The sequence below is a fragment of the Avibacterium sp. 21-599 genome (assembly GCF_026226765.1).
In the GTDB taxonomy this organism is placed as follows: Bacteria; Pseudomonadota; Gammaproteobacteria; order Enterobacterales; family Pasteurellaceae; genus Avibacterium.
Window position 1 is genome coordinate 566755 of sequence record NZ_JAKKOB010000001.1, and the last position, 20368, is coordinate 587122.

The 20368-nt window shown below is 41.1% G+C and carries 19 protein-coding genes and 2 tRNA genes; 7 read left to right on the forward strand and 14 right to left on the reverse strand.

Features of this window, described 5'->3' with window-relative positions; translation table 11 throughout:
- Positions 1 to 149 precede the first annotated feature (149 nt).
- Positions 150 to 226 (forward strand) — tRNA-Pro (locus tag L5B83_RS02675).
- Between the two features lie 25 nt (positions 227 to 251).
- Positions 252 to 328, forward strand: a tRNA-Arg gene (locus L5B83_RS02680).
- A 269-nt stretch (positions 329 to 597) separates the two neighbouring features.
- Here L5B83_RS02680 and groL read toward each other — a convergent pair.
- Positions 598 to 2241 (reverse strand): chaperonin GroEL, encoded by a 1644-nt coding sequence (gene groL, locus L5B83_RS02685; RefSeq protein ID WP_265777477.1) that lies wholly within the window; start codon positions 2239 to 2241, stop codon positions 598 to 600.
- A 71-nt stretch (positions 2242 to 2312) separates the two neighbouring features.
- Positions 2313 to 2603 carry a co-chaperone GroES gene (locus L5B83_RS02690; protein WP_250351521.1) on the reverse strand — a complete coding sequence of 97 codons (291 nt, stop codon included), beginning with the start codon at positions 2601 to 2603 and terminating at the stop codon, positions 2313 to 2315.
- A gap of 319 nt (positions 2604 to 2922) precedes the next feature.
- Between L5B83_RS02690 and L5B83_RS02695 the strand changes: the two genes are divergently transcribed.
- From L5B83_RS02695 to L5B83_RS02705, 3 genes are read left to right on the forward strand one after another with little or no spacing between them, the layout of a single operon-like run.
- A complete protein-coding gene (locus tag L5B83_RS02695; RefSeq protein WP_265777478.1) occupies positions 2923 to 3933 on the forward strand; it encodes a Fe(3+) ABC transporter substrate-binding protein in 1011 nt (336 codons plus the stop codon).
- 56 nt (positions 3934 to 3989) lie between these two features.
- Positions 3990 to 5651, forward strand: a complete 1662-nt coding sequence (locus L5B83_RS02700) for an ABC transporter permease (protein ID WP_265777479.1) — start codon at positions 3990 to 3992, stop codon at positions 5649 to 5651.
- Positions 5648 to 6673 (forward strand): ABC transporter ATP-binding protein, encoded by a 1026-nt coding sequence (locus L5B83_RS02705; RefSeq protein WP_265777480.1) that lies wholly within the window; start codon positions 5648 to 5650, stop codon positions 6671 to 6673. Before L5B83_RS02700 ends, L5B83_RS02705 begins: the two co-directional genes overlap by 4 nt.
- Before the next feature lie 307 nt (positions 6674 to 6980).
- Here the strand turns inward: L5B83_RS02705 and L5B83_RS02710 are convergent, their stop codons facing one another.
- The 7 genes from L5B83_RS02710 to L5B83_RS02740 form a co-directional block, all read right to left on the reverse strand.
- Positions 6981 to 7205, reverse strand: a complete 225-nt coding sequence (locus L5B83_RS02710; protein ID WP_265777481.1) for a hypothetical protein — start codon at positions 7203 to 7205, stop codon at positions 6981 to 6983.
- A 51-nt stretch (positions 7206 to 7256) separates the two neighbouring features.
- Positions 7257 to 7583: a hypothetical protein gene (locus L5B83_RS02715; protein WP_265777482.1), complete on the reverse strand. Its 327-nt coding sequence runs from the start codon at positions 7581 to 7583 to the stop codon at positions 7257 to 7259.
- Positions 7584 to 7649: 66 nt separating this feature from the next.
- Positions 7650 to 8567, reverse strand: a complete 918-nt coding sequence (locus L5B83_RS02720) for a hypothetical protein (protein ID WP_265777483.1) — start codon at positions 8565 to 8567, stop codon at positions 7650 to 7652.
- A gap of 3 nt (positions 8568 to 8570) precedes the next feature.
- The gene (locus L5B83_RS02725; protein WP_265777484.1) at positions 8571 to 8903 is read right to left on the reverse strand and encodes a hypothetical protein; all 333 of its coding nucleotides are present in this window, start codon (positions 8901 to 8903) and stop codon (positions 8571 to 8573) included.
- Between the two features lie 3 nt (positions 8904 to 8906).
- Positions 8907 to 12836: a phage tail protein gene (locus L5B83_RS02730; protein ID WP_265777485.1), complete on the reverse strand. Its 3930-nt coding sequence runs from the start codon at positions 12834 to 12836 to the stop codon at positions 8907 to 8909.
- 10 nt (positions 12837 to 12846) lie between these two features.
- Positions 12847 to 13473: a tail assembly protein gene (locus tag L5B83_RS02735; RefSeq protein ID WP_265777486.1), complete on the reverse strand. Its 627-nt coding sequence runs from the start codon at positions 13471 to 13473 to the stop codon at positions 12847 to 12849.
- Positions 13416 to 14159, reverse strand: coding sequence for a C40 family peptidase (locus L5B83_RS02740; RefSeq protein ID WP_265777487.1), 744 nt, complete (start codon positions 14157 to 14159; stop codon positions 13416 to 13418). The genes L5B83_RS02735 and L5B83_RS02740 overlap by 58 nt, the downstream gene beginning before the upstream one ends.
- A 61-nt stretch (positions 14160 to 14220) precedes the next feature.
- Here L5B83_RS02740 and L5B83_RS02745 point away from each other — a divergent pair, with 61 nt between their 5' ends.
- Both L5B83_RS02745 and L5B83_RS02750 read left to right on the forward strand, forming a co-directional pair.
- Positions 14221 to 14499 carry a type II toxin-antitoxin system RelE/ParE family toxin gene (locus tag L5B83_RS02745; RefSeq protein WP_250351695.1) on the forward strand — a complete coding sequence of 93 codons (279 nt, stop codon included), beginning with the start codon at positions 14221 to 14223 and terminating at the stop codon, positions 14497 to 14499.
- Positions 14500 to 14509: 10 nt separating this feature from the next.
- The gene (locus L5B83_RS02750) at positions 14510 to 14815 is read left to right on the forward strand and encodes a HigA family addiction module antitoxin (RefSeq protein ID WP_265777488.1); all 306 of its coding nucleotides are present in this window, start codon (positions 14510 to 14512) and stop codon (positions 14813 to 14815) included.
- On the opposite strand, the gene L5B83_RS02755 is transcribed toward L5B83_RS02750, so the two are convergent.
- From L5B83_RS02755 to L5B83_RS02775, 5 genes are all read right to left on the reverse strand, one after another.
- Positions 14812 to 15525 (reverse strand): phage minor tail protein L, encoded by a 714-nt coding sequence (locus L5B83_RS02755; RefSeq protein ID WP_265777489.1) that lies wholly within the window; start codon positions 15523 to 15525, stop codon positions 14812 to 14814. The two genes, L5B83_RS02750 and L5B83_RS02755, sit on opposite strands and share 4 nt — an antisense overlap.
- 65 nt (positions 15526 to 15590) lie before the next feature.
- Positions 15591 to 16241 (reverse strand): hypothetical protein, encoded by a 651-nt coding sequence (locus tag L5B83_RS02760; protein WP_265777490.1) that lies wholly within the window; start codon positions 16239 to 16241, stop codon positions 15591 to 15593.
- Between the two features lie 108 nt (positions 16242 to 16349).
- Entirely contained in the window at positions 16350 to 16580 is a 231-nt protein-coding gene (locus tag L5B83_RS02765) for a hypothetical protein (RefSeq protein ID WP_265777491.1), read from the reverse strand.
- 186 nt (positions 16581 to 16766) lie between these two features.
- Complete coding sequence (locus L5B83_RS02770) at positions 16767 to 17093, reverse strand: phage tail protein (RefSeq protein ID WP_265777492.1); 327 nt, start codon at positions 17091 to 17093, stop codon at positions 16767 to 16769.
- The gene (locus L5B83_RS02775; RefSeq protein WP_265777493.1) at positions 17093 to 20347 is read right to left on the reverse strand and encodes a tape measure protein; all 3255 of its coding nucleotides are present in this window, start codon (positions 20345 to 20347) and stop codon (positions 17093 to 17095) included. Before L5B83_RS02775 ends, L5B83_RS02770 begins: the two co-directional genes overlap by 1 nt.
- Between the last annotated feature and the right edge of the window lie 21 nt (positions 20348 to 20368).

The following is a 20368-nucleotide window of genomic DNA, read 5'->3' on the forward strand; positions in this document are numbered from 1 at the left end:
GAAATGCTGAGAAAGTAAACGTTTGCTATTTTCTCAAAAAAAACCTTCTAATGTAAGCCTAATTGAGATAATTTTGAGCGATTAAACCAAAAAACAGAAAAAATTCATTGACTGATAATAAAAGCATTTTATAATTACCGCCATCTTGTCGGCGAGTAGCGCAGCTTGGTAGCGCAACTGGTTTGGGACCAGTGGGTCGTAGGTTCAAATCCTATCTCGCCGACCACTTCTTTTATATATCCATTTGAAATGCGCCCTTAGCTCAGCTGGATAGAGCAACGGCCTTCTAAGCCGTAGGTCATTGGTTCGAATCCAATAGGGCGTGCCATTATATTATTCTCCCTTGTAAATTCTTGTTAATTCCTATTTCTTATCAAGTATTTAATAAAAAATACATCCTAATGAAAACGAGAGGAAATCTATATCATTTTCCATATAAAATAATCCGTACTGATTTTTTATACTGATGATTTTCGCTCTAACTTATTAGTCTAACTATAAAAAATCCCCATAGCGAAAACTACGGGGATTTTGCAGTAGAAATTTAAAAATAAGAAAAATTTCTACCGCTCTTTGGAAATAAGGATGTGGGATGAATTACATCATACCGCCCATTCCACCCATACCGCCCATTCCGGCGCCTAGGTCAGCTTTCTCTTCTTTAGGAATCTCTGTTACCATCGCTTCAGTGGTAATCATTAATCCCGCGATAGAAGCGGCAAATTGAAGTGCTGAACGTGTTACTTTAGTTGGATCTAAGATACCCATTTCAAGCATATCACCATATTGCTCAGAACCGGCATTATAACCAAAGTTTCCTTCGCCAGATTTCACCGCACTTGCCACAACAGAGGCTTCTTCACCTGCATTGGTAACAATTTGGCGTAATGGCGCTTCCATTGCACGTAAAGCTAGTTTGATCCCGACGTTTTGCTCTTCATTATCACCTTTTAAGTTTGTGGCTACTTTGCTTGCTGCACGAATTAAAGCAACACCACCACCTGCAACAATTCCTTCTTCTACCGCTGCGCGGGTTGCGTGTAAGGCATCTTCAACGCGATCTTTTTTCTCTTTCATTTCAACTTCGGTTGCAGCACCGACTTTAATTACTGCCACGCCACCAGCTAATTTCGCTACGCGCTCTTGTAATTTTTCTTTGTCATAATCAGAAGTACTTTCTTCAATTTGCTGACGAATTTGTGCAACGCGTCCTTTAATTTGCGCTTCTTCACCTACGCCGTCAATAATGGTCGTGTTATCTTTATTGATCACCACACGTTTTGCTTGACCTAAATCTTCTAAGGTTGCTTTTTCTAACTCCATACCGATTTCTTCAGAAATTACGGTACCTGCCGTTAAAATGGCAATATCTTGTAACATTGCTTTACGGCGATCACCAAAGCCCGGCGCTTTCACTGCGGCAACTTTAACGATACCACGCATGGTATTTACCACTAATGTCGCAAGCGCTTCTCCTTCTACATCTTCTGCAATGATAAGTAACGGCTTACCAGCTTTTGCTACCGCTTCTAATACAGGTAATAATTCACGAATATTAGAGATTTTTTTATCCACTAAAAGAATAAATGGGTTATCAAATTCTACCGTTGCGGCTTCAGGTTTATTGATAAAGTATGGAGAAAGGTAACCGCGATCAAATTGCATTCCTTCCACAACAGCAAGCTCATCTTCTAAGCCCGTGCCGTCTTCAACGGTAATTACGCCTTCTTTACCCACTTTTTCCATTGCTTCAGCAATTAATTTCCCTACGACATTATCTGAGTTCGCAGAAATCGTACCAACTTGCTCAATCTCTTTTGAGCTTTCGCACGGTTTAGAAAGGGCTTTTAATTCAGCAACGACTGCATTAACCGCTTTATCAATACCACGTTTTAAATCCATTGGGTTCATTCCTGCAGCCACGGCTTTTAACCCTTCATTCACGATCGCTTGGGCTAAGACCGTTGCGGTTGTGGTACCGTCTCCTGCCGCGTCATTCGCTTTAGACGCCACTTCTTTCACCATTTGTGCGCCCATATTTTCAAATTTATCTTCTAATTCGATTTCACGAGCCACAGAAACACCATCTTTTGTGATCGTTGGCGCACCAAAGGCTTTATCTAAAATTACATTACGACCTTTTGGCCCTAGCGTTACTTTCACTGCATCTGCAAGAATGTTTACGCCGTTAAGCATTTTTACACGTGCATCATTACCAAATTTAACGTCTTTTGCTGCCATTTTTTTATTCCTTCTTAATAATAAATTGAGAGAAAAATGCGGTAAAAAAGCACCGCACTTTTTTATTTTGATTATTCAACGATGGCTAAAATATCGCTTTCAGAAATGATTAACACTTCTTCGCCATCAATTTTTTCTGCTTTTACGCCATAGCCATCATTAAAAATAATGGTATCGCCCACTTTGACATCTAAAGGGAGTACTGTGCCATTTTCTAAAATACGTCCTTTCCCCACTGCAAGCACTTTTGCACGGGTAGATTTTGTTGCCGCAGAACCAGTTAATACGATTCCGCCCGCAGATAAGGTTTCAATTTCTTCACGTTTGATGATCACACGATCGTGTAATGGACGAATATTCATTGTTATTTCCTTTTTACGTTGATGTTTAAAAAAAGTATTGCAAATATGGGGGAGTTTTTTTGCGCTTTCAAGAGCATAATCAAATTTTTTTATCCAAAAGCCAACATTAAACCAAATAAAATGAGAATAATTTTTATTTACATCATTATTTTTTTATGTAAAATCAAGCACTGCTAGAAGGAATTTTAGCGAAACAACATCACTTGAATATGAAATCTGTTTTTTTGTCATACCAAAGAAAAATTCGTTTGGAAAGAGTGCGGTCTAAAAAGCAGGAAAATTTCAAACACCCATCTATTTTAACCACGGAGAACGTGAAATGAAAAAAACATTATCAGCGATTGCATTATGCACCACATTTGCCACCTCAGCGTTGGCTGCCAATGAAGTCAATGTTTATTCTTATCGTCAGCCTTACTTAATTGAGCCTATTTTAAAGCAGTTTGAAAAAGAAACGAGCGTAAAAGTGAATTTTATTTTTGCTGATAAAGGGCTGGTTGAGCGTGTGAAACGTGAAGGCGAGCTTAGCCCAGCTGATGTGCTATTAACAGTGGATATTAGTCGTGTTATGGAAATTGTTAATGCTGGATTAGCGCAACCGATTCATTCTACAACGTTAGAGAAAAATATTCCTGCTCGTTTCCGTGATAGTCAAGATAGATGGTTTGCTTTAACCAGCCGTGCGAGAGTGATCTATTCTTCAAAAGATCGTGTTGGCAAATTACCACCGAGCTTTACTTATTATGATTTAGCCAAACCTGAATTAAAAGGCAAAGTGTGTGTGCGTTCTGGCAAACATTCTTATAATGTTTCGTTAATTGCGTCATTGATTGCCCACGATGGCGTAGAAAAAGCCAAAGCGTTCTTAACGGGATTAAAAGCAAACTTGGCACAAAAACCACAAGGCGGCGACCGTGATCAAGTGAAAGCAATTAAAGAGGGCGTGTGCGATTATTCATTAGGCAATAGCTATTATTACGGCAAAATGCTAGAAGATGAAAAACAAAAAAGCTGGGCAGAAGCGGCTTATATTAACTATCCAAACCAAGAAACCGTGGGAACACATATGAATATCAGCGGTGTGGTTGTCGCAAAATATGCCCCAAATAAAGAAAATGCGGTTAAATTAGTGGAATATTTAAGCGGTGATCAAGCACAACATCTCTACGCAGAGTTAAATCACGAATATCCAGTGAAACCTTCTGTAGAAAAATCAAAATTGGTACAGTCTTGGGGCGAATTTAAGCAAGATGACTTACCATTAGAGAAAATTGCAGAAAACTATGAAAACGCATTGAAATTAATCGATGAAGTAAAATTTGACCTATAATAGGCCTAATCTAGGCTAGCCTATCCCATACGGGGTAGGCTAGTTTTATTTTGATTATGGATAATTTCACACAACATAAAAAATTTTTCGCAAAAAGCACCGCACTTATCATATTGTTAGGGGTATTGGGGTTTTTCTTGCTTCCAATTATCGCCTTGTTATCTTCGGCATTTGGCAGTTCACTGCACAGTTTGCAACATTTATGGCAAACGGTGTTTACCGACTATTTAGTTAATTCCCTAAGCTTAGTGGTGGGGACAACAGCCTTGAGCTTATGCTTTGCCTTACCTTGTGCATTTTTGGTTTCACGTTATCATTTTATTGGTAAAACCTTGTTACAGTGGTTGCTTTGCCTCCCACTTGCCATTCCTGCGTATTTATCAGCCTATCTTTATACCGATTTTTTAGACTATCCCGGTATTGTGCAACAAAGTTTACGCACTTGGTTTGATTGGCAAACCAAGCAAGATTATTGGTTTCCTTCCATTCGTAGTCTAGGCGGTGCTTGTTTTATTTTAGCATTGTCTTTATATCCTTATATTTTCTTATTGGTAAGAATGGCGTTAATGGAGCAAGGCGATAATTTACAACAAAGCGCAAAATTGCTAGGGGCAAGTCGCTGGCGGGTGTTTTACAAAATTACCTTTGCCTTAATCCGCCCTGCTATTGCGGTGGGTTGTGCCTTAGTCGCAATGGAAACCTTAGGCGATTTTGGTACAGTCGCATTCTTTGCGATTCCTTCACTCACCACCGCTATTTATGATACTTGGCTCGGCTTTGGTGATTTACAAGCGGCAGCGCAAATTTCGCTTTTTATGCTAGGGCTATTGGTACTATTTATCAGTATTGAACGTTACGCTCGTCGCCAACAACGCTATTATCAACGAACAGGGCAACGCCCGCTCCAAACGCAACAGCTCAACGGATTAGGTTGGGGATTACTGTTATTTAGCATCATCTTGATTATTCTTGCCTTTTTTATCCCACTCTTTCAACTCAGCTATTGGTCTATCATCTATTTTGAGCAAGCGTGGACGGCTGATTTCTGGCAATATAGTCAAAACAGCTTACTGGTTTCTGGGCTGGCAATGATCATTTGTGTATGTTTAGCGTTATTAATGCACTTTTGGGCAAGATTAACCCCCGTGCCGTTGGCAAAACTGGCAGTACGCTTTTCTGCACTAGGCTATGCCATTCCCGGTACGGTACTTGCAATCGGCTTGTTAATTCCTTTTACCTTTGCCGATCATCAACTTAATCAATGGTTAAAATGGCTCGATTTACCAATGCTTGGTTTAGTGTTTTCAGGCTCACTTTTCGCGCTTGTCTCTGCTTATGTCATTCGCTTTTCGGCAATGGCATTAGGCAGTTTAGAAACGAGCCTGAACCAAATCCCCCCTTCTTTAGAAATGGCAGGCAGAATGTTAGGCTATAAATCGTGGGGAATTTGGCGAAAAATCCATTTACCTCTTATGCATAAAGGCATTTTTACCGCATTATTGCTGGTTTTTATTGAAAGTATGAAAGAACTCAATGCCTCTTTATTATTGCGCCCGTTTAATTTTGATACGCTCGCCACCCACGTTTTCACCTTTACTTCAGATGAACAGCTTGAACGTGCCGCGTTGCCTGCATTAATACTGATTTTAGTTGGGATAATTCCCGTATTGATTTTAACTCGCGCTTTACTGCAATCAGGGAAAAAACATAATAAATGAAGATGTTAGATATTACCCATTTAACTTGTTGCTATAACAATCAACCTATTTTACAAGATCTTAATTTATCTATTGAAAATGATGATATTGTCTGTTTACTTGGCGCAAGCGGTTGCGGAAAAACGACCTTACTCAAAGCTATCGCAGGATTGCTCCCACTCAGTGCAGGAACGCTTCGCTTGCAAGGTAAAGATATTGGCTATCTTGAGGCAAATCAACGAGAAATAGGCTTGATCTTTCAAGATTATGCACTTTTCCCTCACTTAACCGTAGCAGAAAATATTCTGTTTGGCTTACATCAACGCAATAAAAATGAGCAAATAAAAACCTTGCAAAAAATGACCGCACTTGTGCATTTACAAGGTTTGGAAAAACGCTATCCACACGAGCTTTCAGGCGGGCAACAACAGCGTGTTGCCATTGCTCGTGCGTTAGCTTGTCAGCCAAAATTGTTATTGCTAGACGAACCTTTTTCTAACATTGATAGCCAAGTTCGTCATCAAATGATCGAAGAAATTCGCACTATTCTCAAACACCAGCATATTCCTGCCATTTTTGTGACACACAGCAAAGAAGAGGCATTTCTATTTGCTGATAAATTAGCGCTAATGAACCAAGGAAAAATCTGTCAAGTTGGCTCACCCAGCACACTTTACCAGCAACCAAACAGTCCTTTTGTGGCTAATTTCTTGGGCGAAATGAATTATTTGCCTTGTCAGCCTATTGATGAACAGCATTACCAATCCCTACTTGGCGTGCATTTATGTACAAATCATCAATTACAACAAAAGCCGAGTTATCTTGCGATCCGTCCAGAACAGTTACAATTATGCTTGGTGGATGATCTCAAACAAGCCAACGGCATTATCCGCCAGAAGCGTTTTTTAGGGGCTTATTATAAATATCACGTGGAAGTCTCTGGCGTGCAATTGATCATTACAAGCCAGCAATCTTTACCCTTAGCGGGGCGAGTTCAGGTATTATATGAGAAAGAAACTGGCGTCATCTTTGCTGAAAAATAATATATTGAAAATTAAGCTATTATTTAGCGTATAAAAAGCAAAAGCCTTGAAATTTCTTTCAAGGCTTTAAAATCTGGTGGAGATAATCGGGATCGAACCGACGACCTCTTGAATGCCATATTTGTCAATCATTAAAAAACAATTTATAAAACAATGCCTTATATCTCTTGTTTAATTCACTATTGCCGTATAGTATAGCTGTTTGTAGTCACATAACAAATACCACTGGCACAAAATTGACACAAAACAATTATCAATATTTCCTACCTTTTCACCCCTATTTCGTCAAATTTACGTCAAACTAAATTTACTTCTTCTTAAACCAAATCCCCCCAAATACTCTCACTAATCCATATAACACACGCCCTAAAATCGGTCGTTTATTTTTTAACATACATTGCAAAAATCGTTCGTCAGCTTCTTTGCGTGATACCGTGCCATTAACGCCATAATCTCGGTCGTGTTGATGGCAACAGTCATTTACATCAGTAGGTGCGGATTTCCACCCTGTGCAATAATGTTTCTTACTCATAAATCCTCCAAAAAATGACCGCACTTTATGCGGTCATCTTATCTATTAAAATCACGATTTGACTTTGCCACCAGCAAAGAGGTAAGGATTAACATAACCCTCATATTCTTCCGGTACATACTCTTCTGGTTGCGCTTTGACTAATTCAGATAATGCCCACTCATAGGGGATTTGCGACCAGTCAGGCACGCTTGGGATTGTAAACGTATTGACGGATAACAACTCCTTACCCGCCTCTTTTTTCGCTTTAGATACATAAGATGCCATTGTGATGTAAGTCGAGTTATTCAGATAATCTACTTGTAACCCCGTTACTTCGTGATAGTTCACGCTCGCACCAGTACGGTTGTCTTCAAGTTGTTTTTCGATGTATTTCATAATAATTTCCTCTTTGTTTGTTTTAGATAAAAGAAAACCGCCACAAGGGCGGTTGGTTTAGTTAAATTAGGTTATTTTTATAGTTAAAGCATAAGGATTGGTGAACTGAACATTTTCATATATACCATTCGCATATCTTGATGACGTCCACTTACGTTTTGCATAACTACCAAAAAGATTACTATATCTTGATATAATCCTTCCTCCTGCCCCAACACCGATAGAGATTATTCCTGCACGGTAATCAACTCTTCCCCCACCGCCCCAAGAACTATAAGAAGAATCTTCGTGACCAATCGTATTAAGTAATACATATTCATCAGCTGTAAGCCATTTATTCACTATTTTAGTCTTGCGATAAAAATCCGCGGGGCTAACATCCGATTGAATGCAAAAAGAGGGAAGATCCAATGGGATTATCCTATTCACATTGACAATACTATTTATCCCACTGCAATAGATGCACTCCCCTTGGCTTGAGTATGTGGCAATACCATATTTAGGGATTAAATACGAGGGTATTGAGCGTATCACAACACCAATTTTTAGTTTTATATTAACCTCTTGTATTGGATATTGTGCGTTCTCCGGAGCATATTGGGGATTCTCAAACCATCGCGCTTTTTCTAATCTATCATCATATAACCAATGATCTATTTGTGCGGGTAAATGACCGCAAATTAAAATCTGATATTTATTTTGGCGAATCCTTATTTGAGGCGGGGCGATGGACTGAATCCCCTCAAACACAAGTTCCCCGTTTGGATTTCTATAAAATTTTTCTTCAAAATCGCCATATTTGACATAACAAGCATTTGAAAAAACCAATATATCACCTAAATGTGTTCCCACAGGGATATTCGGTAAATCCAGCCATTTAGTTTTAAAAGATCTATCGCTAATATCTATGGTATCAACGATTCTAATCAACCTTTCTTTATCTAAATTAAATGGCAACCCCGCGGCATAAATTCCAAAATCCATATTTCACCCCAATACAACCATTGTAACACCTTCAGCATAAACACCCCCACAAGACACCCACTTCCAACTTATTGTTTTCCCATTGATGCGAATCTCTGGTCTTAACCTCTCAGGCGCAAATTCAAACCCTGATGGGGTTGACAAGACCACCCCAGAAACATTAGTTGTCAGCGTCTTTTGTCCCGCCATCCCATAATTTAAATGAATAACATCCAGCACCATTAAATTCCTATCCGTTAAATTCAAACGTTTCCCGTCAGTTTGATATGCCTCTATGCCATACCGGCGTGCAATTGGTGCCCCCTTAAGGTATACATCTTTTCCTATGATTCCCATCGCCTACAATCTCCCTATTTTTACTCTCACCCTGCCGTTTTCATCATAAACAATAATTTGATCGTTTGTCATAACAAGCCCCCGATTCGCACTGCTAGCCCTAAGTTGAAATCGTCCAGTTCGACCAACAACTAGTGACCCGTCTTGCCCAGAGATATCAATAGAGCCACCAATAAATTCACTCCCAACTACTGGACCTGTTGTTACGATACTACCGTTTAAACCTAGCGTGGTGTTGCCTTTATGGTTGACTAATGACAACATCGGCACCACATTACCATCACTGGCATTTTTCACCACACCAAACTTATCCGCCATTACAATCACACTGCTTTCCGCTGTGCGGTTATCCCCTGATGCACCTAGCGCAATGCCGGCAATTGCTTTACGACCGCCTGCAATGGTTTGCGTTTTGATGGTGTGAGTAGCAGATAGCTTGCCGTCTGTTGTCGCAACAGCTCTGCTTACGGTAGAAATTTGTGCTTTGGCATCATTAATAGATGCGGTTACAGTATCAATACGTTGACCAAGGGCTTTCTCTTTGCTGACTTGTGTAGATTTGTAGCTTGTCAAATCCGCACTTACTGCTTCTACTGCACTTTCTAAGTCTTCGGGCGCGGGTGTCCAGTCTGTCGCCACAGTACCTTTTTCGAGCTTAACTTTGCGGTATTGCACTTGACCAATTTGGTTATAACCTAAAATAATGCGCCAGAAATCAAAATTTTCAGCGTCATTTTGTAATAGACCGGTTACGGAGTATCGTCGCCATTCGTTGGTCAAGTCAATATAACCTGTACCAATCCGTTCAACCGTCGGCAATCCATTTCGGCGGTTTTCACGTACTCTCATCCACATTTGAGGGCTACCTCTGACACAACGAGCCTCAAAACTTAGCGTATAATTATCACCGACATCAATTTTTCCGAGGCTTTTTGAGACTTTTGCCCCCCAAGCAGACTTAGATAATAACTGCAACTGCTTCCAGCCAATTGCTGTACCTGTAACGGTAACAACGCCATCGTTAATATCAATGTGTTTGTCATCTGGATGATGTGATGAAAAAAACCATACATCATTTGAAAAATCACCATCATCGGCATAATTTCGTCCGCCAATTTGTAAATTATTCAATCTCGCATTCAGGTTTTGACTAACTTCAGACAGGCTTTGTGCCTGCGTGCTGAGAGTGCGTTGTAGATTAGTCAATCCACTTTCTGCGCTTGCTACTCTTGATGTAAGAGCGGTACGTTGCCGTGCTTCCGCTTCATCGCCTTTTGCTCTTGCTACTTTTTCTGCTTCTAAGCCAGATAATGCCTGCTCAGCTTTAGCCGTTAACGTGGTAATTTTTTGCGCCTGTTGAGCATCCACATTTTTCAGCTGTGAAATAGCAGTGCCTCGTGTTGAGACCTCAGCTTGGATTTTTGCTGTCAATTTTGCACTTTCTTCTCTTATTGAAGCTAAGCGTGCTTGGGTCTCCGCATCTACCGCTGTATCAATATCCGCTTGCAAGCTATCAATCAGGCTTTGCCCGAGTTCGCTTTTGGTGATTTGACCATGCAAATAGTCAGTCAAGGCAGTAGCATCTTGACTTGGTCGCCCCTCTACTGCGTCGGTAAATTGCCCCGCATTATCTCCATCGACCATTCTCACCCAGAACCAAAACCGGTCATTTAAACCTAAGCCTGTGTAGGTATAGCTACTTGTTGGATAAGCAAGGCTCACCAGTTTGCGTGCATTGGCAAATTGATTATCTTGGCTCACCCAAATTTCAATCGCCGTTTTCGGATTAGCAAAAATCGGGTTACGCCAGTTCAATTCGATAGCAAACATTTTTGGTACAGTAACCAATTCGCTGACCGCCAAACGCACGGTAAAGGTTTTTGTGACTGGTTCAGAAAGTTGCCCTTGGGCATTTTTAGCACGAACTTCGGCAATATACTCGCCATCAGGCAAGCCAACAAAAGTCATCTTCGGTGTGGTGAGATTGTCATGCAGCTTGTAAAACTTGCCGTCACGATAGAGTTTAATCTGGTACTTCACCATTGCACTATTTTGTACAATGGCATCAAAACTTAGCTCAATACCGTCGCTATTGGCCTGTACTGAGACATTATCCACTTTGCGTAAACCGCTTGTGGCGAGTGTAGTTTCTCTTGGTTCAAACACGGCACCGTTATCCACAATGGCTTCTTTTTGCGGTTCGTGTTGCAAGGCAACAATAGTGTACTTGCCTTTTTCCTCTTCGCTGATTGAAAGGCATTTAAAGAGCTGTACATTGATTTGTTGCGTAGTAAGCGTCCAGACCGTATAAGGCACTAAATCTTCAGGCATAGTTTCTAGCACCGCCTGATTACCTTCTGCCACGCCCAGAATGCGAATGTCTTTGTGCTTACCTTCAGCGTTGATATAGGTCAAATAACTTTTACCCGAGATTGTAATCTCACGGTCTAAAATGGCTTTGCGCCCATCAATCGCTAAAACACGTCCGCCGATATTCGTCGCTGCATAATCACTGTCTGCCACACGAATAATATCACCGGGGATATGCATTAAACCTTCTGCGCCCACGCTAAAAGTTACGGTTTTAGTCTCTAAGCGTTCCGTTTCTAAAATCCATTTTCCCGTACGATGTGCTTGTCCGCGCGAAGTGCAACCAAAAGCCGTTACCTTTTTGATATTTAACCCGTAGCGACGGATTAAGGCATCATCTGATACCACTTCCACTTTCTTTTCATAACTGTCCGAAGCGTCAATATATTCAACGTGGATTTCGTTATGTCGCGCTTTAAGTGCAGAATATTGATAGCTAAATTCGCCACCCACTACGTTAGCGTTGGTGTACGTCCATACTGGGTCGGTGGGTCTATCCATCACGACAGTGAATTCACGCCCATTCCACACGGGCATTGCTCTAAAGATTGAGCAAATATCATTGATGACATCATAGGCTTTACGTTGCTCAACCAGCCAAGCATTACAGGTAAAACGGGGTTCTTTGCCACCAAAGCCGTCTGGCACAAGTTGGTCGCAATATTGCGCTACTTGGTAAAGCGTCCACTTATCCACGCTAAACTCGCCCAATCGTTGACCTAAGCCATAACGCTTGTTGGTCATCAAATCATATAACACCCACGCTGGGTTATTTGACCATGCAATCTTAAACGTACCGTCCCATAATCCGTCATAAGTGCGGTTGATAGGGTCATAGTTGCTTGGCACTTTGAGCTTAATGCCGTAGATTTCGTAGTTACGGTTTGGGATTGAACCGAAATATTCGGAATCAAACTGAATGCCAACAAGCGCAGTATTAGGGTAAGTAAACTGCGTTTCGATGATTTCTGTGTAGCTTGACCATAACGTGTTATTTTGTAAACGTTGGCTTTTGCTATCGTCAGTTAAACGCTCAACCCGCACTTGAAATGGCACTGGAGGCAAATCGCCGTACTCAAACTGGCGTAAATATTGTGAGCTGTATTTGCCCTCAATAGTTACGGGGTAAATTTGTTCACCTATGATGACATTCAAATCAACTCTAGTGCCATTAGTATCGCCTTGGTCGTTTTGACTAAATAGCGATTGCACACCAAGCGTTAAGCGCAGACGAGAAACTTTGCTATCCGTAATAGTACGAGTAATCGGCACGGTTTTGCGTACCTGTGCGCTGACTGCAACCTCTTTTTCGGAGGTGTTAAACCCCTCCATTATGTCTTGGTCTTGTGCGCCAATGCGCCCTTGGGCATCTACATTATTAAAGTTGTAACTATCATCGCTCGCTTGGATTGGGGTTTTGTCCAAAAACACTGACTTCACGCCATTCACCAAGCCTTGGATTTCTCCCTCTGAAATAATCTCAACAATGTTTACCAGTTGCTTTGAGCGTCCGCTCTCCGGTGCTTCAACGGGCGTATGACCGCCGCCACCACCTTTACCCATAATTTACTCCTTATAATCGACCTTTCCTAAACCCAACTTCTTGCTCTTGCGATTTAAACACTTCCACATCAATCGTTCTCACACCTTGCGAAATCACCATTGAACCGGTAAGAATTCGACCGTACGCTAATGGCACCATTCGACCCTGCGCAATCATATTTGAACGATTGGAAAATGCGGTGGATTGTTTTTTCTCTTTTTCATCGCTCACCCCCGGCATTGATGGTTGTGGCGTAAGCATCATAGCAACCCCACTTATCATCATTCCCGCACCCGCTGCATACATTGCACTAACCGCAGGTCCGCTCAGATAGCCAAATGGATTGAAATAAGCAATTGCGATCAATACTGCCCCTAATATCGTTTGAAAAACGCCACCTTTTTTTGCCCCTTTTAACATCGGCGTAATATGCACTGTCATTCCCGCTTTGAGCTTGTAAAACAAGCCTTTTTCTAAATAGCGATTATCAAGATATTCACGCCCGATGCGCACGGTAAATAATCCTTGCTGAATAAATTCTCTCAATTTTGGGATTTGCGAAGTGAGAGCCTTAATACATTCTGCTGGTGTTTCCGCCTCTAACTTAAATGCTGCGCCAAACTGTTTAAGGGCACCGTAAAATCTAACGTTGACCATTGCTTAAATCTCCAAATGCTATGTGTATGTTTAAACCAGTAACCATCGTATAAATCCCGTTTTGATAAGCGACGCGGGCTGTGATGTAACACCATTTGTTCACCGAGATAAATCGCGGCGTGGTTCGGCACATCTGCGCCCACCTGCATTAAAATGACATCGCCGATTTGCACCTCACTTTCATCCGTAATACGCTCAAAGCCGTGGGTTGTAATATTGTCGAGATACAAGTTGAAACCGTCTTCCCACCAATAATCATCTCGTTCAAAGTTCGGAAAATCCGCCCCAGCGAGATAATAAAAATCCCGAAACAGCGTGTAGCAATCCATTACGCCGTGATTAAACTCACGTCCAAGCAACGGTGGGATTTTTGGGAAAATATGGATTTCATCATCGCACACCAACCAAAAATCCAAGTCTGCCGCTAGTTGGGTTTGGCGGTCTAAAATCGATAGCACGGGTTCACCGTTCGGGTGCGAATGCACAAGTGCGGTGATTTTTCCCTGAGAATTTGCTTGCAAAAAATCTTCGGGGGAAATTTCAAAGTGGTTTTCCTTGTCTTCCGCCTGATTTTCACAAGGCACAAAAACCGTTTCATCACCCTTTAAAACAACAAAACCGCAACATTCGTGCGGTTCTTGGGCTTTAGCGTAGGTGATGATTTGTTCTTTTAAATTTTGTAACATAAGGCTTTACGCTCACTCTTTATTAATGTATCATCTCGCTATACACAAGGTAGAGATGACAATGATTATTTCATTCAAACATAAAGGCTTACAGGCATTTTTTGAAACTGGCTCAACGGCGGGTATCCAACCTAAGCACGCTCAAAAGCTCCATTTATTACTTACCACGCTTAATGTCGTTAGTGATGTCTCTGAAATGGATATGCCCGGTTGGAACTTGCACCCATTAAAAGGGGATTTAAGCGGACATTGGTCTGTTAAAGTGAATGCCAATTGGCGTTTGACCTTTAAATTTGAAAATGGCGATGCAGAAATTGTCAATTATCAAGATTACCACTAAGGAGTAATAAATGAGAATGTTCAATCCCGCACACCCCGGTGAAGTATTAAGAGATATTATTTCTGAATTTAAAATTAACGAAGTTGCCGATAAACTTGGCGTAACACGCGTTACACTTTCTCGCATTTTAAATGCAAAAACGAGCGTTACGCCTGAAATGGCAATGCGCCTTAGCAAACTTTTGCCTAATACTTCACCGAACTTATGGCTGAATATGCAAGCCCAATATGATTTATGGCATTTAGAGCAAGATAAACAATTTGATGTTCAACCGCTATATGCCACAAACGCTCATGAGGCAACCAACAGCCATTAACCCAGCTTGTCAACTGACACAAATCCCCCATAGTTGCGTAGATTGTTACGCAACTTACAACCGCTAATTAAGCCACTGCACTTGTCTTTATTTTTATCACGGGTGCGTTGGTCTTTTTCATCCGCCACTGGTGGACCTGTGTAACCACATTCGGCGGAGCGATAAAGCCAACCACATTGCACCGTGATAGTGCGAGCAGAAATCAATGCGTTATCCGTTTCTGTGGGTAATGCCAACGTAAACACCGCCACATCGCGTTTAAGGGTAGAAAGCTGTTCAATCACAAAATAACTTAACACTTCTTGACTTGGGTCGGCTTGTTTATTGCCGTCCGCAAAATTTACCGCGTCTAAATACTGCATATAAACTTGGCGACGGCGGACAATACCACCTAAACACTGGTCAAAGCGTTGCACAAGCCCTGTGATAAAACCGTTGATATTGGCAAGCGTTAATTCTGGGCGGTTGCTTGGACCTTGACCAGATAACGCAAAACCACTGGCTTTTACGCCAAATGCTTCATAAGTATGTCCTTGCCACACAATCGGCTGCATCATCTCGTTTGTGCCAGCATAAAAGCGGAACAATTCGCCATTCATTCCATCTTTGTCTTTCAGGTTTCGCAAATCCACTTCAAACAGTTCGATCATTGCGTTCTGCTCGAGCTTACTTAGCTCAAGTTTCATTTGGATTGGGACTTGTTGGGGCATTTTATCTCTCCAATAAAAAAGCCCACTTAGGAAAACCTAAATGGGCCGTAACATTTATATAGTTATTACTTATTTTCTGTTTCTGTTACACGTTCAAAATCATCAAAATACTTCATGTCAAAAAGCGATATTGATTCAATTTCTGACACTCTAATCACATTTCGGAAATATTTTAGACTTAATCCATCCTCATCTTCAGAATGAGAAATGTTGTATTTTTGGTATACTGGTAAATAGTTACAATCAAAAATAATATGTAATCTATCTTTATCTCTATACCCACTTAAATAAGGAATAATAACAACATTCTCTAAATCAGCAGAGGAAAACTGAGTACCATCAACAATACCAACATAAACTTTCTTTGATTTCAGCGAAACTTTTACGGGAGTTTGAGAATTCATAGCTGAAAAAAGCAAACTAACAATATTATTTGCTCCACTCATCTCTTGATGAATTCGAGGGACATCAATTTTTTTCTTATTAAGTTCTGTTTGACAAGCTAAGATAGAACCTATTGCAATCAGAAGACTGTATGCTTTAACCTCTAAAATATCCATTATTAAATATTTTTGCAATTCAAAGGGCTGATAATTGGAACCGAAATAAGTCGGTATATTCAAAAAAAATGAAAAAACATACAAAAATACCCATATAACTAGAACGAAAAGGACTCCCCTAACAACAAATTTAATGCCGTGAGAACCCAGTAACACATACGACTCCCAACCAGTACTCCGCTTTAATTTAAAGCGCTCAGGTAGATAATTACTCGAATAATAATACCCGAGAATCAAAATAAGCATAATTACCAATATTGCCACTTAATTTTTTTCCACCGTGATTCGCTCAAGCCATTTCATATGCTTCCTAATATTATTTCTAACCTGCTCATCTTTATAATTTAACGAAATATTACCGTTTTTATGAAACACCAATGGTCCATTCTCTACCTGTTCAGGGAGAATTTCTGATGGAAACAATCTTACATAGATTTTATCAACCAAAGCACTGGTTTTTCTTATCATAAAATTATTTGTAAGTTTTTTCATCATGCGCTCCTACAATATCAAAAGCTCATCATTAAGATGAGCCTCCTTGCTATGCCGAGTATGTTAAACTACTTTTAATCGTCATACAATAAAAGTTGCGTGATCTAATTCACAAATCTAACACTCGAAGATTTACTTGCTGAATTTCTTGATACCTGCACTATCCAAGAAATAGCAAGCCTGCTGTGATTACGGAATCTCTCTAAATTCGCAACTAAATTCTGTGTAGGTTTTGCCCATTTTTGCAGGCCACTTACTACATACGACCTTTTTACGAGAATTAGTGAATGGATCGTGGAAATAAAAAGGCTCGACACCTTTATGCCGAGCCAAAAATTCGTCCACTTCCAACCGCACTTTATTTCGCACTTTCACCACCACAGGATAAACCCGCAATAAATTATTGATCGCCCGAGATTGCCGTTGCGTGTACCCATCGCCAAACTCAATTTCATTGACTTTAGGCGAGTTCTCTACGGTAAACTCAGGGCGAATGCACCATTTAAAGGTTTCCATTAGCTAAATGCGCCTCCCGCGCGGAAATTAGTTTGAATCACTTGGTTTGCCTCATTGCGTGCAATGGTTTTCATCAGCTCAAGGGTGATTTCAAGTTGATCGCCTTTTTGCTTCGTGCTGACTTCTGCCTGCACTGGCTCACCTTGGTTAATTACTTTGACGGTGATGTTTTGCGTGCTGTTATTGGCGCGTTGTCCGACTACTGGTACTTTCGGCACCGCCACACCGCCACCAGTGGCAAAACCGCGGCGGCCATAGTTTAGATAATTAAGATAGCCTAAACCAAGTCGTGCAGTAGCTTCTTTGGTGATCACATATTCCCCACGGTGAACAATCCCCGCAGGCGTGTATTTACCGCCATCGCCGGTATATCCGCCACTAGAAAACCCTACACTGCTAATTTGAGAAACCACATTCATTCCTGCTGCGGCAACAGCTGCCATATTAGCGAATTTTTGTGCTGGCGTGAGTGCAGTAGGATCTGCCATAGCTTGGCTAATAGCCTGTGATAATTTAACCATTGATTCAGCAATAGCAAACGCTTTAGAGACAGCAAACATTGCTTTATACGCAGCAGATTGTCTCCCTCCGGACTGTTCAATCATCGAAGCAAGATTACCAAATGCACCGCCAAGCTCGTTCAGCCCCGTGGCATAATTATTCATCTCACGCTGAAATTCGTCATTTTTATAACGATCAATGATTTGTTTCTTGCGCTGCTGAAACTCTTCTTCCGTCATCAACTTCTGTTCATTGAATGCTTGAAGTAAAGCCAATTCCTGTGTTTGCTGATTTTGTATAGCTTGGTTAGGATCGTAAATGGATCGCAGTTGATCTAATGGCGTAACTGCATTTTGTGCCACATTTTGCGCGTACTCAATTTGTAATTTCATTGAGGCTTGTTTCGCTTCGTCAATGGTAAGCTGATTTGCTGCTTGCAATTCTTTGATCGCTGCAAGTTCTTTATCTAAATTGTAAGCTGCTAATTTATTTGGCGCATATTTTCCTGCAAGCTCTAATCGTTGTTGATTAAAGCGTTGGGTAATCGCCAATTTTGCTGCTTCATATTCTTGATGTTTAACAACTCCTTTTTTGTTGTATTCTTCTAAGCGGCGGAACATTTGGGTTTGCTCTAGGTCAATTTCACCTAAGGTAGAGGTGCTTTTTTGCCGCACTTCATCATAGAAATTTAGCCAGTTTTGACGGGCGTTTTCGCCACCTTTTCCTTTCTTCCCATCTTTCGGTAGAGATGCCATTTGAGCAGCAAGCTCTGCCTCATAGGCATCTTGATAACCATTCATACCCGGAGTTACACCTCGAGAGGCTAACGTCTTTTCCGTTTTAAACTTAGCGAGATCCGCTCCTTTTAGAGTACGTAATTTTAAGGCATCTTGTGATGCAGCAATAGATTTCGCCACCTCCGATGTACGCACAACCAACATTTGGGCATTAAATGTTTGTAACTCGGCATTAGCACCACCAATTGCCCCTTTAAGGGTGTCCATTGCATTAGACAATCGATCTACAATGGGCATAAATTGCTCTGCACCATTTTTAGCATAGTCTGAATATTGGGCATATTGCCCTAATATCCCACTTGCCTCATAAGCGCGATTTCCCATTTCTCTTAATTCATTACCCAAGTCCTCATTTGTCTTACGGTGCTCTTCAATTACCTTGGATAACTCTTCATATTTAAGTTTTGATTGTTCTAATGCTTTTTGTGCTTGATAGGCGTTTTCAATAAAAACCTGTGTTCCATCATCGCTTTCAACCCATTTGCCATAGGTTTGTGCAGCAGCAACCAATTCATCATATTCTTTTTGTAGTCTTTCAATCTCTTTTTGCTGTTCTTTTAATGCGTCTTTAGTGCGAACAATATTAGCTTCGAGCGTTGCGTTCGTCATTTGATCCAACGCATCTTTTGTTGTATCTAATGACTTAGCAAAATCAAGATTTACCTGTCTAGCTTGTTCTGCTTTGGCGTACCATTCATATAGTGCCATCGCACCAATTGTAAGCGCCCCTGTAACAAGACCGACTGGACCACCAACAAGTCCTAACGCACTGTCAAACGTTCGAGTAACAAAGTTTGCTTGCCGTTTAGCTACAACGAGTTTCTGCGTTGCTGCGGTTTCAACATTGGTTAATCTGATAAGTTCTTTTTTCTGCGAAGCAATTTGGGTGTGTAAAATCGCTCGTTCTTTCTCAACCGTGGTTAACTCTAACTGTGCGTGTAGCAAGCTCATTGTTGATTGAGCCGCTAATTTATCTGCCACTGCTTTTTGTTGAGCGCTCATTGCGGCTACTTTAGCTGCGGTGGCTTGTTGCTGTGTCATCTGTATTGTTTTGGCTAATTGCCCAGCAATTGCACCGCCACCAATATAAAGGATACCTTTAGCCAATAAATCAAAATGCTCTGCTGCCGCCCCCACTGTTTCAGATAATAATCTGACTGCGCCTGTTGTTTCGTTAGCTTCCCCTACCCACTTTGTTGCTTGTGTTCTCAAATTTTCAAATGCAGCTGAAAGGGTAAGCACGCGAGTTGAAAAATCTTTATCTACACTGGCTTTGGCTTTTTCAAGTGCAGGAATAATCACGTCCATTGTGAGCTTACCATCGTTCGCCATTTGGCGTAATTCGCCTGTGGTTACCCCAAGACCTCTAGCGATTGCCATTGCTAAACCGGGTGTTTGTTCCATTACTGAATTAAATTCTTGCCCACGAAATACGCCACTGGCTAAAGACTGCCCAAATTGCATAAGTGCGGCTTGAGCAGAGGCGGCACTAGCACCAGAAATTGCTACAGCTTTTGATACAGTTTCAGTTAAGCTTGCTACTTGAGATTGATTAATCCCCAATGTTTTGGCGTTTTGGGCAAAACGTTGATATACCTCTGAGGTCGCATTCACAGATTGGTTTGTTCGCATTGAAATATCAAAGACAGATTGAAGTGCCTGTGCACTTGCAATCGCATTGCTATGCACTAAACGCATACGGTTACCAATTTCAGTATAACCATCTGCATAGGCTAAAAATGCTTTCGCCCCACTAAGCCCTTTTCCCCCCAGAAAGCCTAGCCTTGCCCATTTATTCGTGTCATTCAATGAATTTGCGGCTTTTTCAATATTCTTTAGATAGGTTTGGGTTCTTTCTGCAGTTTGTCGTGCAGCATATTCTGCCTTTTTTAACCCATTCTGAAATTGAACGGTATCCAATCCTAGCTTAATCGCCAGTTCACCTAATGTTGACATTTTGCCTCCATAAAAAAAGCC